The 15,496-nt window shown below is 63.0% G+C and carries 13 protein-coding genes and 2 pseudogenes; 11 read left to right on the top strand and 4 right to left on the bottom strand.

Going from position 1 to position 15,496, the window contains the following annotated elements:
* The first annotated feature begins 14 nt into the window (after positions 1–14).
* From FXV83_RS32950 to parC, 9 genes are all read left to right on the top strand, one after another.
* On the top strand, positions 15–767 hold the full coding sequence (locus FXV83_RS32950; protein WP_148743732.1) for a pyridoxine 5'-phosphate synthase: 753 nt from the start codon (positions 15–17) through the stop codon (positions 765–767).
* Entirely contained in the window at positions 764–1,183 is a 420-nt protein-coding gene (gene acpS, locus FXV83_RS32945) for a holo-ACP synthase (protein ID WP_148743731.1), read from the top strand. The genes FXV83_RS32950 and acpS overlap by 4 nt, the downstream gene beginning before the upstream one ends.
* 250 nt (positions 1,184–1,433) lie before the next feature.
* Entirely contained in the window at positions 1,434–2,198 is a 765-nt protein-coding gene (gene lepB / locus FXV83_RS32940) for a signal peptidase I (RefSeq protein WP_148743730.1), read from the top strand.
* The gene (rnc, locus tag FXV83_RS32935; protein WP_148743729.1) at positions 2,195–3,031 is read left to right on the top strand and encodes a ribonuclease III; all 837 of its coding nucleotides are present in this window, start codon (positions 2,195–2,197) and stop codon (positions 3,029–3,031) included. The genes lepB and rnc overlap by 4 nt, the downstream gene beginning before the upstream one ends.
* Complete coding sequence (gene era, locus FXV83_RS32930) at positions 3,021–3,947, top strand: GTPase Era (protein ID WP_148743728.1); 927 nt, start codon at positions 3,021–3,023, stop codon at positions 3,945–3,947. The genes rnc and era overlap by 11 nt, the downstream gene beginning before the upstream one ends.
* Positions 3,948–3,968: 21 nt before the next feature.
* Complete coding sequence (locus tag FXV83_RS32925; protein WP_148743727.1) at positions 3,969–4,349, top strand: hypothetical protein; 381 nt, start codon at positions 3,969–3,971, stop codon at positions 4,347–4,349.
* A 145-nt stretch (positions 4,350–4,494) separates the two neighbouring features.
* Positions 4,495–5,247, top strand: a complete 753-nt coding sequence (gene recO / locus FXV83_RS32920; protein ID WP_148743766.1) for a DNA repair protein RecO — start codon at positions 4,495–4,497, stop codon at positions 5,245–5,247.
* Positions 5,248–5,344: 97 nt separating this feature from the next.
* Entirely contained in the window at positions 5,345–5,626 is a 282-nt protein-coding gene (locus FXV83_RS32915; RefSeq protein ID WP_148743726.1) for a hypothetical protein, read from the top strand.
* Between the two features lie 59 nt (positions 5,627–5,685).
* The gene (parC, locus tag FXV83_RS32910; RefSeq protein ID WP_148743725.1) at positions 5,686–7,944 is read left to right on the top strand and encodes a DNA topoisomerase IV subunit A; all 2,259 of its coding nucleotides are present in this window, start codon (positions 5,686–5,688) and stop codon (positions 7,942–7,944) included.
* Between the two features lie 31 nt (positions 7,945–7,975).
* Here parC and FXV83_RS32905 read toward each other — a convergent pair whose 3' ends face one another.
* A complete protein-coding gene (locus FXV83_RS32905) occupies positions 7,976–8,782 on the bottom strand; it encodes a hypothetical protein (RefSeq protein WP_148743724.1) in 807 nt (268 codons plus the stop codon).
* A 251-nt stretch (positions 8,783–9,033) separates the two neighbouring features.
* Here FXV83_RS32905 and FXV83_RS32900 point away from each other — a divergent pair, with 251 nt between their 5' ends.
* Positions 9,034–10,578, top strand: a complete 1,545-nt coding sequence (locus tag FXV83_RS32900; RefSeq protein ID WP_148743723.1) for a GMC family oxidoreductase — start codon at positions 9,034–9,036, stop codon at positions 10,576–10,578.
* Between the two features lie 299 nt (positions 10,579–10,877).
* On the opposite strand, the pseudogene FXV83_RS32895 reads toward FXV83_RS32900, so the two are convergent.
* Both FXV83_RS32895 and FXV83_RS32890 read right to left on the bottom strand, forming a co-directional pair.
* A pseudogene (locus tag FXV83_RS32895) lies at positions 10,878–11,750 on the bottom strand (adenylate/guanylate cyclase domain-containing protein); the annotation flags it as partial.
* Positions 11,751–12,123: 373 nt separating this feature from the next.
* Positions 12,124–13,263, bottom strand: coding sequence for an FIST signal transduction protein (locus tag FXV83_RS32890; RefSeq protein ID WP_148743721.1), 1,140 nt, complete (start codon positions 13,261–13,263; stop codon positions 12,124–12,126).
* A 381-nt stretch (positions 13,264–13,644) separates the two neighbouring features.
* On the opposite strand from FXV83_RS32890, the gene FXV83_RS32885 reads away from it, so the two are divergent.
* A complete protein-coding gene (locus tag FXV83_RS32885; protein ID WP_148743720.1) occupies positions 13,645–13,944 on the top strand; it encodes a hypothetical protein in 300 nt (99 codons plus the stop codon).
* Positions 13,945–14,840: 896 nt separating this feature from the next.
* On the opposite strand, the pseudogene FXV83_RS32875 reads toward FXV83_RS32885, so the two are convergent.
* Positions 14,841–15,470, bottom strand: a pseudogene (locus tag FXV83_RS32875) (NAD(P)H-dependent flavin oxidoreductase); the annotation flags it as partial.
* Between the last annotated feature and the right edge of the window lie 26 nt (positions 15,471–15,496).

Genomic DNA, 15,496 nt, shown 5'->3' with positions numbered 1-15,496 from the left:
TCGTGAGGCCCAGAATGCCTGCACTTCCGCTTCGCCTCGGCGTCAATGTCGATCATGTCGCGACCCTGCGCAACGCCCGCGGCGGCCGCAATCCAGATCCGGTGCGCGCCGCGCTGCTTGCGATCGAAGCCGGCGCCGACGGCATCACGGCGCATCTGCGCGAGGATCGCCGGCACATCCGCGACGAGGACATGGCGCGGTTGAAAGCCGAGATCTCCAAGCCGCTCAATTTCGAGATGGCGGCGACCGACGACATGATGCGCATTTCGCTCGCCACCAGGCCGCATGCGGTGTGCCTGGTGCCTGAGCGCCGCCAGGAGGTGACGACCGAAGGCGGCCTCGACGTGGTCGGCCAGCACAACGCGCTGGCGCCCTATATTGCGCGGCTGAACGATGCCGGCATTCGGGTGTCGCTGTTCATCGCAGCCGATCCCGCGCAGATCGAGATGGCGGCGCGGCTGCGCGCCCCCGTGATCGAGATCCACACCGGCGCCTGGTGCGACGCCGTAGTCGACGGCCACAGGGATAAGGCCGAAACCGAATGGCAGCGGATCGTGGCGGGGGTCAAGCTCGCGAAGGCAGCGGGGCTGGAGGTGCACGCCGGGCACGGGCTGGACTACGTGACGGCGGAGAAAATCGCAGGCCTGCCGGAGATCATGGAGCTTAACATCGGTTACTATATGATCGGCGAAGCCCTGTTCGTCGGGCTTGCCGAGACGGTTCGCAGCATGCGCGCGGCGATGGACCGGGGCCGGAGCCGGGTATGATCATCGGCATCGGCTCCGACCTGATCGACATCACCCGCGTCGCCAAGGTGATCGAGCGTCACGGCGAGCGTTTTCTCGACCGCATCTTCACGGAAGCCGAGCGGGCCAAGGCGGAGCGCCGCTCCAAGAACGAGAAGATGGTGGTCGCAACCTATGCCAAGCGCTTCGCCGCCAAGGAGGCCTGCTCCAAGGCGCTCGGCACCGGTATCCGGCGCGGCGTCTGGTGGCGCGACATGGGGGTGGTCAACCTGCCGGGTGGGAGACCAACCATGCGGCTGACCGGGGGCGCTTTGGCCCGGCTCCAGGCCCTGACGCCGGAGGGGTGCGAGGCGCAGATCGACCTTTCGATCACCGATGACTGGCCGTTGGCGCAGGCCTTTGTCATCATTTCCGCCCTCCCCTTGGCCAAGCCCTGACGGATTGGCGATAATTTATAATTCTCATTAAAAATCAACGCCTTATTTGTTTTTGATGCGATCCTTGATTGCGTGGCCTCCGACAACCGTTTAAAAGTCCGCGAACGCAAATCAGCCTGGGCGAATTCGGCTTTACGCCGGAATTGGCCCTCATTATCAGAATCAGGACAATCTCCTTGCGCCGCGCAGCGATGGGCCCGTTCGCGGCAGGAGGGTGCTCTGTGATCGCCGGCCGGAAATTGAGAGAGCAATGAGCGTGACTTCGGGAACGAAAACTGAGAGCGGCGTCGGCGAAACGATCCGCGTCGTGATCCATGCTCTCCTGATCGCGCTGGTGATCCGCACCTTCCTGTTCCAGCCGTTCAACATCCCGTCTGGTTCGATGAAGGCGACCCTATTGGTCGGCGACTACCTCTTCGTCTCGAAATATTCCTACGGCTATAGCCACTACTCGATCCCGTTCTCGCCGCCGCTGTTCTCGGGGCGGATCTGGGGCTCGGATCCGAATCGCGGCGACATTGTCGTGTTTCGCCTGCCGAAGGACGATTCGACCGATTACATCAAGCGCGTGATCGGCCTTCCCGGCGACCGCGTCCAGATGAGGGACGGGCTGCTCTACATCAACGACACCCCGGTCGAGCGGCAGCGCATGAGCGAATATGTCGGCGAAGATCCTTGCGGCTCCGAAGGCGGCGGCGTCTCTCGGGTGAAGCGCTGGAAGGAAACACTGCCCAACGGCGTGTCCTATGAAACGCTGGACTGCGCCGACAACGGCTACATGGACAACACCAACGTCTATAACGTGCCGCCCGGCCACTTCTTCATGATGGGCGACAACCGCGATAATTCGACGGACAGCCGTTTCCTCGGCCAGGTCGGTTATGTGCCGCAGGAGAATTTGATCGGCCGCGCCCAGATGATCTTCTTCTCGATCGCCGAAGGCGAGCATGCCTGGATGTTCTGGCGCTGGCCGTGGGCGGTGCGCTGGAACCGCTTCTTCAATATCGTCCGATGAAAGACGAAGCCAAGGACATCACGATCCAACCGATCGAGGCGCAAGCGGGCCCTGACGGCGAAGCTGCGACCAAGACGCTTACGACCAAGACGCCTGCGAAGAAGAAGCGGGCGCGGGGCGGCAAGGCCAAGGTGGCGGACGCGAATGCGGCGCTCGAGGCGCGTATCGGGCACGGTTTTGCCGATCCGAACCTGCTGATGCAGGCCATCACGCACGTCTCGGCGCTGAAGTCCGGGCGCAAACGCGGCGACAGCTATCAGCGGCTGGAATTTCTCGGCGACCACGTGCTCGGGCTGGTCGTCTCCGACATGCTCTATCACGCCTTTCCGAACGCCGATGAGGGCGAGCTGTCCAAGCGCCTTGCCGAACTCGTGCGCAAGGAGAGCTGCGCCGACGTTGCCAAGTCGCTCGGTCTGCTCGACGACATCAAGCTGGGCTCGGTCGGCCCCAGCGCCGACGGCCGTCTGCGCAAGTCCATACTCGGCGACGTCTGCGAGGCCGTGATCGGCGCCGTCTTCCTCGACGGCGGCTACGCGGCGGCGTCCGAGTTCGTCAAGCGCAACTGGACCGAGCGCATGCACAAGCCGCGGCGGCCGCTGCGCGATCCCAAGACCGTGCTGCAGGAATGGGCGCAGGGGAAAGGATTGCCGACGCCAGTCTACCGCGAGGTCGAGCGCACAGGTCCGCATCACGATCCGCAGTTTCGCGTCGCAGTCGACTTGCCGGGGCTTGCGCCGGCCGAAGGCATCGGCGGCAGCAAGCGGGCGGCGGAAAAGGTGGCGGCCTCCGTCATGATCGAACGCGAAGGTGTTGGCGGCAGCAATGACGATTGAAGCAAGCAGCGAGACGCCTGCCGCAACGCGCTGCGGCTTCGTGGCGCTGATCGGCGCGCCCAATGTCGGCAAGTCCACGCTGGTCAATGCGCTGGTCGGGGCGAAGGTGACGATCGTCTCGCGCAAGGTGCAGACCACGCGCGCGCTGATCCGCGGCATCGTCATCGAGAACAACGCGCAGATCATCCTGGTCGACACGCCGGGTATCTTCCTGCCCAAGCGCCGTCTCGACCGCGCCATGGTCTCGACCGCCTGGAGCGGCGCGCATGATGCCGACCTCGTCTGCGTGCTGCTCGACGCCAAGACCGGAATCGACGAGGAGGCCGAGGCGATCTTCGCCAAGGCCGCGAGCGTCAATCACGAGAAGATCTTGGTGCTGAACAAGGTCGACCTGGTTCAACGCGAGAAGCTGCTCGCGCTGGCACAGGCCGCCAACGAGCGCATGCCGTTTGTGAAGACCTTCATGGTCTCGGCGATCTCGGGCGATGGTGTCGACGACATCCGCACCACGCTCGCCGAAATGGTGCCGCCGGGCCCGTTCCTCTATCCCGAAGACCAGATGTCGGATGCGCCAATGCGGCATCTTGCGGCCGAGATCACCCGGGAAAAGATCTATCGCAAGCTGCACCAGGAATTGCCCTACCAGTCCACGGTCGAGACCGACAAGTGGGAGGAGCGCAAGGACAAATCTGTGCGTATCGAACAGACGATCTTCGTGGAGCGCGAAAGCCAGCGCAAGATCGTGCTTGGCAAGGGCGGCGCCACCATCAAGTCGATCGGCGCGGACTCGCGCAAGGAGATCGCCGAGATCCTCGGCGTGCCGGTGCATCTGTTCCTGTTCGTCAAGGTGCGCGAGAACTGGGGCGACGATCCCGATCGCTATCGCGAAATGGGCCTTGAATTCCCCAAGGGCTAGCCAAGAAAAGATCGGTATCTGATGAGCGTACCCAGCAACGTCCAGCGCTTCGAAGCGCTGCTCTATGCATCGCTGATGCTGGACGCCCTGTCGGTCGCGGTCCAGGACCGCACGCCCACGACAGAAATGACCGACCAGATGATCATGACGGCGACGCTGCTCGCCGGCGGGATGATTTTGCTGCTGGTCTATTTCGTCCGGCTCGCGGCGCACTGGCGCAAGAACTGGCCGCGCTGGGTGCTGGCGGCGGCGCTGGTGTTGTCGGTGATTTCGCTCAGTCAGATCATCGGCGAAAAGGGCATGGAACTCGACAGCGCCATCGAGATCGTCTCCTGCGTGCTGACGGCGATGGGATTGTATTTCTCCTTCACCGGAAACGCCCGGGGCTGGTTCAACGCGTGAGACCGCGCGACGCCGTAGGGTGGGCAAAGGCGCGCTCCTGCGCGCCGTGCCCACCGCAACCGCCGGCGCGCGGTTGATCAAAACTGGTGGGCACGCTTCGCTTTTGCCCACCCTACGATCCGTCGAAATGCGCTACACTCCACCCATGGAATGGACCGACGAAGGCATCGTGCTGGGGGTGCGGCGGCATGGCGAGAGCAGCGCCATCGTCGAGCTGCTGACGCGTGCGCACGGCCGGCATCTCGGCCTCGTCCGCGGCGGCGCCGGTTCGCGGATGCGGCCGCTCTTGCAGCCAGGCAACAGCGTCACTGCGGTTTGGCGGGCGCGGCTTGACGAGCATCTCGGCACCTATGCGATTGAGGGGCTGAAGCTGCGCGCGGCGACGCTGCTGGGATCCTCCCACGGCGTCTACGGCGTTACCCATCTCAGCTCGATCGCGCGGCTGTTGCCGGAACGCGACCCGCACGAGGAGATCTATGCGATGCTCGAGCATTCGCTCGACGATTTCGACGACATCGGCAGCGCGGCTGTGCACGTGATCTATTTCGAACTGGCGATGCTCTCTGAGCTCGGCTTCCGGCTGGGGCTGGAAAAATGCGCCGTTACGGGCGAGACCACGGACCTGATCTACGTCTCGCCCAAATCCGGCGGTGCAGTATCGCGTACCGCCGGCGAGCCGTGGCGCGACCGGCTGTTGCGACTGCCACCGTTCCTGCGCCACGGCGAAACCACGAGCGAGCTCACGGACCAGGATCTCCAGGACGGCTTTCGACTGACCGGCCTGTTCCTGCTGCGCTACGTGCTGGAGCCGCGTGGGCAGGGGCATTCTGATGCGCGGGCCGGCTTTATCAACGCGCTGACGCGGCAACAGGCGAGGGCGGCAATTCCGGCGCCATGACTTCATTGCGCCGCTGCATTGCTTAATAAGATGGCACTTTTCCTGGAACCAAACCGGGTTTCGCGGACTTGCCCTCGGGTTCCATCCCGGGGATAACCTGATGATCAAAGGATTTATCGTATCGGCAGCGCTGGTCGCGCTGGCGCCCGACGCAATTGCCGGCGAACAGCCAGGACTGTTTCGCCGCGCCTCCTGCACCGTCGTCAGGTTCTATGTCGCCAAATATTCGGCCGCAGCGGCAGAAGCATGGGCGCGGTCCAAGGGCGCGACGGAAGCCGAGATCGAGACAGCCCGGCGCTGCTTGACCAATGCTCCGAGCACCGCGCAGGCCCAAAAGCCGCAGACTCAAGCCGTGACCGCGGGCTGGGCTGGCCAGTAGCCGCCCACAGGAACCAATCGATCCTTGCCCGATTCGCTTCCACGGTTTAACCGGGCGGCATGGGAAAACGATTGATTCCGCCGGAGGAGCCGGCTGAAATTCACGAGGTGCAACTGCGCGACGCGCTGGAAGAGCGCTATCTCGCCTATGCGCTCTCCACCATCATGCACCGCGCCCTGCCGGATGCGCGCGACGGGCTGAAGCCGGTGCACCGGCGCATCCTCTATGGCATGCGCCTGCTCAGGCTCGACCCGGGTACGGCCTTCAAGAAATCCGCCAAGATCGTCGGCGACGTGATGGGCTCGTTCCACCCGCACGGCGACCAGGCGATCTACGACGCCATGGTGCGCCTGGCGCAGGATTTCTCCTCGCGTTATCCACTGGTGGACGGCCAGGGCAATTTCGGCAATATCGACGGCGATAACCCCGCCGCCTACCGCTACACCGAAGCGCGCATGACCGATGTCGCGCGGCTGCTGCTCGACGGCATCGACGAAGACGGGGTCGAATTCCGCCCCAATTACGACGGTCAGTCGAAGGAGCCCATCGTTCTGCCGGGCGGCTTCCCGAACCTGCTCGCCAACGGCGCGCAGGGCATCGCGGTCGGCATGGCGACGTCGATTCCGCCGCACAATGCGGCAGAGCTCTGCGACGCGGCGCTGCATCTGATCGAGAAGCCCGACGCGAAATCCAAGGCCTTGCTCAAATGGGTCAAGGGTCCGGATTTCCCGACCGGGGGCATCATCGTCGATTCCAAGCAGGCGATAGCGGAGGCCTACACCACCGGCCGCGGCTCGTTCCGGGTGCGCGCCAGATGGGAGCAGGAGGAGGGCGCCCGCGGCACCTGGGTGGTCGTCGTCACCGAGATTCCGTTCCTGGTGCAGAAGTCGCGTCTGGTCGAGAAGATCGCCGAGCTTTTGGACCAGAAGAAGCTGCCGCTGGTCGGCGATGTCAGGGACGAGTCGGCCGAGGACGTTCGTCTCGTGATCGAGCCGAAGTCGAAAAACGTCGATCCCGCCTTGATGATGGAATCGCTGTTCCGGCTGACCGAGCTGGAAAACAAGATCCCGCTGAACCTCAACGTGCTGATGAAAGGCCGCATCCCCAGGGTGGTTGGCCTTGCCGAAGCCCTGCGCGAATGGCTCGACCATCTGCGCGACGTGCTGATCCGCCGGACCAATTATCGCAAGGTCCAGATCGAGAACCGGCTGGAAGTTCTCGGCGGCCTTCTGATCGCCTATCTCAATATCGACGAGGTGATCAGGATCATCCGCACCGCGGACGAGCCGAAGCCGGCGCTGATCAAGGCGTTCAAGCTCACGGAGGTGCAGGCTGAGGCGATCCTCAACATGCGGCTGCGCTCGCTGCGCAAGCTCGAGGAAATGGAGATCCGCACCGAGGACAAGAACCTCCGCAACGAGCTTAAGGGCGTCAACGCGCTCCTCGCCTCGGAAGGCGAGCAGTGGAAGAAGGTCGGCGAGCAGGTCGGCAAGGTCCGCGACCTGTTCGGGCCCAAGACGCCGCTCGGCAAGCGCCGCACCACCTTCGCCGATGCGCCCGAGCACGATCTCGCGGCGATCGAGGAAGCCTTCGTCGAACGCGAACCGGTCACCGTCGTCGTCTCCGACAAGGGCTGGATCCGCACCATGAAGGGGCACATGGAGGACCTGTCGGGGCTCGCCTTCAAGACCGACGACAAGCTCGGCTTCGCCTTCTTTGCCGAGACCACTTCGAAGTTGCTGCTGTTTGCCACCAACGGCAAATTCTACTCGCTCGATGTCGCCAAGCTGCCGGGTGGGCGTGGTCACGGTGAGCCGATCCGCATGTTCATCGACATGGAGCAGGAGGCCGCGCCGGTCGCGCTGTTCGTCAACAAGGGCGGCCGCAAATTCCTGGTCGCGAGCCACGAAGGCCAGGGCTTCGTCGTCAACGAGGACGATTGCGTCGGCACCACCAAGAAGGGCAAGCAGGTCCTCAACGTCGACATGCCGAACGAGGCGCGCGCGATCACCGAGGTGCTCGGCGATACCGTCGCGGTCATCGGCGAGAACCGCAAGATGCTGGTCTTCCCGCTCGACCAGGTACCCGAGATGGCCCGCGGCCGCGGCGTGCGCTTGCAGAAATACAAGGACGGCGGCCTCTCCGACATCGCGGTGTTCGATGCCAAGGCGGGTCTCACCTGGAAAGACTCCGCCGGCCGCGAATTCAGCGCGACCATGAAGGACCTCGCCGAGTGGCAAGGCACGCGCGCCGACGCCGGCCGCCTGCCGCCGAAGGGATTTCCGAAATCGAACAAGTTCGGACGGAAGATCGGGTAGGGGCCCGGCGTTCGCGGGCGCGGCGGAGGCGCTAATCGCCGACGAAAGCTTTCGCTCGGCTCAGCTGGAACTGTCGCAGGGTCTTCCTTTCGCCGTCGAGCTCGGACGTGCGTTCGGCCGCGGCCGTCATGGCGGTCGCGGCGCGGTTGTAGCTGTCTGCCGTGGACTGAAAGGGAAAGACGAGCTGACCGTTCGTGACCTTGTAGATTCCGAACTCGCGGAGCAGCAGTGCGACGCATTTTTCGTAGGCGCTATAGTAGTCCGCGCGCGCGGCGAGCATTTTGGAGGTGAGCGCAATCCAGGCCGCATGCTGTTCGTCGATCATCGCCATGACACCGGATAGCCAGTCGTCCCCGACGCCGAGTGATCGGGCGTCCTTCTCCACTTGGTCCCGTGTGGCCTTGATCTGCGCGGCATAGCGCGGTGCGACGCTTGCGGCATCGCTTGCCGCACTCTTCAGATCGCGGCGCAACGCCTCAAGGTCGCTGCGGCTCAATGTGCCGAGAGCACCGAGCTTCGGAAGGGGCTTTGGTTCGAGTTCGTTCAGCAATCTCTGGGCGGCTGCATCGATTTCGTTTGCGTCCTTACTTGCCAAAGCGAAGAGCCTGAGGAGCTTGTTCGAAGGATGGAGTTTGACCGCCTGATCGAGTTGCTCCGGGTCGGCCACATCGCGCAAGGCGGTGCGCGCCTCTTGCGCGGAATTATCGCGCTGAAGAGTCGACAGATCGCCGACGTAGTACATGGCGCCAAAGCAAACGCCCAGCAGCAGGGACAGAAGCAAAAGCACCACGACGGGTCTTCGGCCCAGCCTGGCGTTCTGATGCGAAAGCGATTCCACGGCTCCGCCCCCTCGAGCTGACCTTCTTACCGTCTTTCAGGGCTACAGGGGAGTCCAGGCAAGTTGGGATGCGAGGCGGGCGCCGAAGAGGGTCGCAAGAACAACGCTTCCGAGACCCAGGCTGTGATGTACGATCGAGCACCGGCGATTCTGAGGGGGCCCGTTCGCCCCGTCGGCCGCCGATCGGGCAGTTGGCGAAATCTCGCTCATTTTCGCCATCCTGGTTTTCTGGAACGTTGAGAAGTAACGCGATGTACGATGTCATTGTTGTCGGCGGCGGTTCCGCCGGCGCCGCGGTTGCGGCACGGCTTTCCGAGGATCCCTCAAGGCGCGTCCTGCTGCTCGAAGCGGGGCTCGACTGGCGCGCCGACGAGGCGCCCTGGGAAGTGATGACGCCGAATCCCATCCCGATCATCCACAAGCGCGAATTTCAGGAAAAATGGCAGTGGCCTGATCTGCTGACGCGCCGGGTGGCGGGGCAGGAGCCGCGCTTCTACTGGCGCGGCAAGGGGCTGGGCGGCTCATCGATGATGAACGGCCAGATCGCCATCCGCGGCGTCGCCGATGCGTTCGACGAATGGGCCGCCAACGGCTGCACTGGCTGGTCGGCCAGGGACGTGATGCCGCTGTTCTCGGTGATCGAGGATGATCTGGAGTTCGGCGACGTCCAAGGCCATCGACGCGGCGGACCGCTGCCGGTCTACCGCGCGCCGCCGGAAAAATGGGGCCCGATCGATCGGGCCTTGCGCGACGCGGCGCTGGCGAGCGGCTATCCCTGGTGCGCCGACCTCAACGGTCCGGACGGCGAGGGCGTGGCTTGTTATCCGATCAACAGCCGCGACAGCCGGCGCATCACCACCAACGAGGGCTATCTGGAGCCCGCGCGCGGCCGTGCCAATCTGGAGATCCGCGGCAAGGCGCTGGTCGACCGCGTGATCATCAAGGACGGCCGGGCGACCGGAGTCCGGATCCATGTCGATGGTCAGGGCACGAGCGAGTTGAGCGCACGCCAGATCGTGCTCTGTGCCGGCGCCATCCACAGTCCGGCGATCTTGCTGCGCTCGGGCATCGGACCGGCCGACGAGCTGAAGGCGATGGGAATCGCGGTCGAGCAGGACCTGCCCGTCGGCCGGCACTTCTTCGACCACCCGCTGTTTCGCGCAACGATCCAGCTCCGCGAGGATCTCCGGCCCACCGACCCAGATACCCGCCACACCAATTGCTGCGTGACCTATTCCTCCGGCCTGGCCGGCGGCGGCAAGCGCGACATGATCCTGATCGCCTTCAACCACCGCGGCATCGGCGTGCCCGGCGCTATCGGCGCCGGGCTGTTCAACGCGTTTTCTCGTGGAGTGCTTAGATTGGCCTCGATCGACCCCGAGGTCGATCCGGTCGTCGAGGAGAACATGCTGGCCGATCCCCGCGACATGCTGCGGATGATGGATGCGGTGAAGCGACTGGCCGCGCTCACGGTCCAACCTGCGCTGGCCGGCATCGCCGACTGGATAAGGCTGGCTGACACCGATCTGACGCTGCCGCAGGCTGCGGCGCTCCCTGATCACGAGCTCGATGCGCTGCTGCGCCGTGAGACCGGCGACATCCAGCATGCCGCCGGCAGCTGCCGCATGGCCGGCGTCAATGACACTGATGGCGTGGTCAATCCCGACGGCACGGTGAAGGGCATCGCTGGGCTGCGCGTCGCCGACGCTTCGATCATGCCGTCCGATTGCCGCGCCAACACCCACTTCACGACGGTGGTGATCGGCGAGGCGATTGCGCGGATGATGATGCGATAGTCCAACTGCGGCAAACTCGCTCATCTCTTCATCCCGAGTGAGGGTGATTGTATTGTGCGCGTGGCTACTCCTCGTCATTGCGAGCGCAGCGAAGCAATCCAGAATCTTTCCGCGGAGACAGCCTGGATTGCTTCGCTGCGCTCGCAATGACGGCGCAAGTGGCGAGGTCATCGCTTTCCAGTTCACATTTCAAACAGCAGGCACACCATCGCCTTCTCGCGGCGCATTGCGCCCGAGTTTTGCTCGTGTCGCCCTCGCTGAAACAAGGGTTGGCCGTGCCGAGGCCGACGGCGTAAGGCTCAGGCTTCCGCTTGGAGGCGGACCGGCGATAGAACGGCGACACTGTCAATGGAGAGTCGCGCCAGCATCTCGCGCAGCAGCAGGGTAGCCTCCTGTCGCTCGTCGTCGGACATCAACTTGAAATTGGCATCGAGCTTGAAGTGGGCCATCTCCGCGCGAACCTCGTGCTTTTCTTTCAAATTCTCGTGGAGGTCGATCACCCGGTAGGTATGGATGGGATGGCTGAAGCCCTTCACCTTGATCGGCTCGCACTCCTCGCAGTAGACCTGATCCTTGACGTGCGCGAAGGTCTCGTAGGCAACGAGGATCTCGCCCGGCGCAGCAGCAGTCTCCAACCGCGCCGCGAGATTTACGCCGCTGCCGATGATGGTGTACTCCATGCGATCCTCGCTGCCGAAGTTCCCGACGGTGCAGTAGCCCGTGTTGATACCGATCCGGCACTCCAGCGGCTTTTCGACGCCCGCATCCCGCCAGACGTGCTTTAGGTCATGCAGCCTTTCACGCATGGCGATAGCCATCTTGACGCAGGCGAGGGCATCCTCCTTGACGCCCTGCGTCTCCGGGTCACCGAAGAATGCGACAATGGCGTCTCCAACGTACTTGTCGACGGTCGCACCGAAGGACAGCGCGATCCGGGACATCTCTGTCAGATAGTGGTTGAGAAGCTGCGTCAGATCCTCGGATTCGAGCCTCTCCGACGTCTCGGTGAAGCCGGCGATGTCCGAGAAGAAGACTGTTAGCCGCTTGCGATCGCTCGTAATTCTAACTTCCTGCTTGCCGGAGAAGATCGAATCATAGACCTGCGGCGATAAGTATTTGGCGAGCTTGCTCGATAGCGCCTCCAGCCTCTTGTTCTTGAGCGCGATCTCCTCGGATGCCAGCCGCACCCGCTCGTTGGCCTCCGACAGTTCCTGCGAGCTGAGTTCGAGCGAGCGCTCGAGCAGTGCGCGTTGATTGTCCGCACTGGTATAGCCGGCATCGACGGCTGCGATGAACGCCTTCAGCTCCTCCGGAACTTGGTCCTTGATGCTGAGATGCTTCCGAAGCTGGCGACTGAGGAGGCTATGCATTCCAAACTCCCCGTAGAAGCGGGACGCCGGCTCCGCGGAGCTGTCATCCCGCTGTACAGTTCGTGCCTGAGTAGGATCGTTCCTCGAATTTGCTACGCTTTCTTGAACCCTGCTCTATGCTTTGACGGGCTTTCTTCACGCGAACCGGCGTCCCATTTTCGCTCGAAAACGCGCTCTAGTGCTCCGAAAACACGGTTATCGTCATCGTCTGATTATGCAGCCGGCAGGCTTCGCCCTGGCTGAACGGCGCGAGTTCACCGTAGGAGTAGAACCCCGCGATGGTGGCATCGTCGCCGAGCACCTCCCGTACGGCCTCGGTCTCCTCCTCGGTGCGCTGATCCATCACGAGCTTTCGCCCGACGCAGCTGACCAGCAGCGCCAGATCCGGCTTCTGCCCTCCGAGTCCCTTCATGCTCGTCTCGGCCGCGGCCCTGGCGCCCTCAACGAGATCGTCAACATTGGTCTTCATAAGCTGAGCAGTTCCGCCCTGGGGGATGTCGCCGGCGAAGGTCATGGACTTGTTTTGCTCGTCGATCGACAGGATGGTGCGCACCACGCTCACCTTGGAGTTGGCCTCGGTGACTGCGATGGGAAACAGAAGGGCGGATGCCGGCAGCTTCTCGGCATGCGCCCCGAGATACGTCTTGTAGAGATCGAGCGCGCTCCGCCCGTCGAGCTCGTAGAGCACGTTTCCTTCGGCCCGCGTGATCTCGCGGATCGGCCCGAACGACTCCCAGCCTCCCATCGAACCATACCCAATCTTGAGATGGTCACCGTAGAAGCCGATGGCGGCCGCGCGTTGCGGACCGGCGCCGGTTTCGTCGACAACCAGGGTTTCGGCGAAGTTGGCGCCGTCTCCGGACAGCCCGCCGGTCACCGACACGGTAGAGGCGACGCCGCTGGCGATACCCTTCGCCAGTTCGGATCCGTTGACCTTCAAGCCGTCCGACATGACGAACACGTGGCGCAGCGTGTTGTCGTTCAGCTGTCGGGCAAGCTCCTTTCCAACCTCGAAACTGGTCTGTCCCTCGCCAATCGTCGCGTGGGCTGCCCGGAAGTTCGTCTGATCGAAACCTATAACGGTCGCCACCAACGAGTCGTCCGTCACTTCATCCCCGGCAATCTCGCCTGAGGTCGAGCCCCCGATCAGCATCGCCCCGGGAAAATGATCCTGAAGCTCGCCCGTCAGCGCTCTGTCCTTCAGCAACTGCTTTGCACCGAATGTAAATATGAGCCTCTGCGAGCCGGCCTCGGCAGCCGGCAATTCCGGAGTCCAGCCGCGGCTTTGAATCCATTGGTATTGCGCATGTTGCATGACCTTTTCCTCCTGCAAAAAAGGTGATCACGCCGGGTAAAATGTCTAACGCGTCAGGGTCTCTGCACGACCACCTTCACCAATGACCATTTGCAGCGCATCTGAAATACGACTTCGCCACATGGAAGTCATTTAGCCTACACTGAAGTGGTTTGATTTAAAAGGACTACTCGTTTTTCCTGTTTACTCGACCACGAATAGGACGGCTGGGGGCTTATCAGGCGATCGACTGGCGCAACCCGCAGCATACGTGGATCGCTCATCTGAAGCTGCAGATCGAGCTTTCAACCCAACTCGGACCCTGCATCCTAGGGAATTCCTGTGAACCTCTGCGGCCACTCCCAGACCTAATCAGTGGGGGCTCAACGGAGGGATTAGGTCATGGCCATTGTACAATTTACACGCTTCAAGAGCGACAAGCCTGAGGAAATGATCAAGACTGCCAAACAGGCGAAGGCGATCTTCGAAAAACATGGCGCAGAATTTCTTCGGCTTTCTCGGTTTCACACTGGTACGTGGGCCGGGGAGTTTCTTGTCGCTACGCGCTATTCCAGTTGGGAAGTGTACGGAAAGGTACAGGAAGCATTGGCAAAGGACGAGGCATTCGCAAAGCTGTACGCGCACACGACTACCTTCGCCGAATTGATGGGCCGTAACATCGCGGTCGGCATCGATCTCTGAGGATCCGCTGCAAGTTGCGGTGTCGCTTTCGAGTATTGAGGTCCTGTGAGCCGCATCGGCCGCGGGGTGCTCTCTCACAACCGTCTCGGAGTACTGGATCGCCCGCCCCAGTGCGCAAGTGCGCACAAGGCGGGCGATGACAGTGAGAGTGGGGCTAGACTTAGCGTCGCGCCGATACACGTTTCAAACAGCGGGCGAGAGTCCACATTCTCGCGGTGCGTTTCGCCCGAGTTTTGCTCCGTCGCGCCGCCCGTATGAAGAGCCCGTATGAAGACAAGGGCGCAGGGAAGGCCGGGCGCCGGCTGGCACCCGCAGGTCCGTGCGCGACAGAAATGCACACGGGGTGGACCACAGGTTTCGCCGGATCGCCCGGCCTTCCCTGCGCGAATGGTTTTAACGGTGTCCTTCGTGCTCTCCTCGGGGAGCGATGCACTATTGCCCCCGTCGCCTTTCGGATGGCTGACGCGCGCGCCCGGTTGGGCAACACACATCACCGCAAGACTTGACGCACAGACCCCGGACGTCAGGACCACACGACTTCTCCGTCCGCGCACGTCTTCGCGTGCATCCTCGAAGGTTGGCGTGTGCTCACCCTCGCGGCCGTGCGAAGACGCTGTCGGCGTCGTGTCGTTCGCGCGAAGGCAATTGCTCACGGCCAAAGCCGCCGTGCAATGCCATCCGCGCCCGCCGCCGTCGCGTCCATCGCACCCCAGCCCGCGGTTCGTGACGATCGCGATCCGCCCCTTGTCTCGGGCCATGGTGTTTCGCTTGTACGACAAATCCGAATTTCGGTAAAGTGGAATAAGGCAGGACGCCTCGCTGCGCTATCCTCTTTGCCGTGCCACCGGCCGTCGTGCCCTACCGCGCGAGCGGCTTAGTCCAATGACCCTTAGCCGTCATCCGTGTGGTGCTTGAGCTGACAGAGCGAGCTGCGAAATCAGCTGCCGAGCACCATCCACCAATTCGTGGACGATATCCGCTGCGGGCTTAATCGCATTGACTAAACCGACGCCCTGTCCCGCAAGAAAATCCATCGAGTCAAGATCGCCCGAGGCATCTGGCGTCGGTGGAAAGCCCATGAAGCGCAGGAGTGGCGTTGCCCGGCCGCCGATCTTGGTTTCGCCAATCTGCGGCTCATCGGCGCGCTGTTCACTGCCACGCGCCTCATCTGGTAACCAGCGCTCGACAAAGGACGTGCGCAGGGTGCGATGTGGCGCATTGGGCCAGCCATGACCGAAAAGTGTCGTCCGCACCGTGTGATCTTCAGCCGCGTCGATAACCTTCTGCTTATAGACCGGATGTGCGTAGGCTTCTGTCGTGGCAATCAGCCTCGTTCCGATCATCACCCCCTGCGCTCCGAGGGCGAGAGCGGCGGCGAAGCCGCGCGCATCGGCGATACCTCCGGCTGCAATCACGGGAACTGGAGCTACCGCGTCCACGACCCGCGGTACCAGCGCCATTGTTGTAATTTCGCCAGCGAGGTGGCCGCCGGCTTCCACACCTTGAGCAACGATGGCATCGACCCCGGCACGAGCCCATTGGCGCTAAAATA

The organism is Bradyrhizobium hipponense (assembly GCF_008123965.1).
Lineage (GTDB): Bacteria > Pseudomonadota > Alphaproteobacteria > Rhizobiales > Xanthobacteraceae > Bradyrhizobium > Bradyrhizobium hipponense.
The sequence above is the reverse complement of the archived record's forward strand: the minus strand, read 5'-3'. Positions and strand labels throughout refer to the sequence as shown.

Excerpts from the sequence above, each read along its gene's own strand:
- FXV83_RS32950 (WP_148743732.1), top strand. The coding sequence starts at position 15 with ATGCCTGCACTTCCGCTTCGCCTCGGCGTCAATGTCGATCATGTCGCG.
- acpS (WP_148743731.1), top strand. The coding sequence starts at position 764 with ATGATCATCGGCATCGGCTCCGACCTGATCGACATCACCCGCGTCGCC.
- lepB (WP_148743730.1), top strand. The coding sequence starts at position 1,434 with ATGAGCGTGACTTCGGGAACGAAAACTGAGAGCGGCGTCGGCGAAACG.
- rnc (WP_148743729.1), top strand. The coding sequence starts at position 2,195 with ATGAAAGACGAAGCCAAGGACATCACGATCCAACCGATCGAGGCGCAA.
- era (WP_148743728.1), top strand. The coding sequence starts at position 3,021 with ATGACGATTGAAGCAAGCAGCGAGACGCCTGCCGCAACGCGCTGCGGC.
- FXV83_RS32925 (WP_148743727.1), top strand. The coding sequence starts at position 3,969 with ATGAGCGTACCCAGCAACGTCCAGCGCTTCGAAGCGCTGCTCTATGCA.
- recO (WP_148743766.1), top strand. The coding sequence starts at position 4,495 with ATGGAATGGACCGACGAAGGCATCGTGCTGGGGGTGCGGCGGCATGGC.
- parC (WP_148743725.1), top strand. The coding sequence starts at position 5,686 with ATGGGAAAACGATTGATTCCGCCGGAGGAGCCGGCTGAAATTCACGAG.
- FXV83_RS32900 (WP_148743723.1), top strand. The coding sequence starts at position 9,034 with ATGTACGATGTCATTGTTGTCGGCGGCGGTTCCGCCGGCGCCGCGGTT.
- FXV83_RS32890 (WP_148743721.1), bottom strand. The coding sequence starts at position 13,263 with ATGCAACATGCGCAATACCAATGGATTCAAAGCCGCGGCTGGACTCCG.
- FXV83_RS32885 (WP_148743720.1), top strand. The coding sequence starts at position 13,645 with ATGGCCATTGTACAATTTACACGCTTCAAGAGCGACAAGCCTGAGGAA.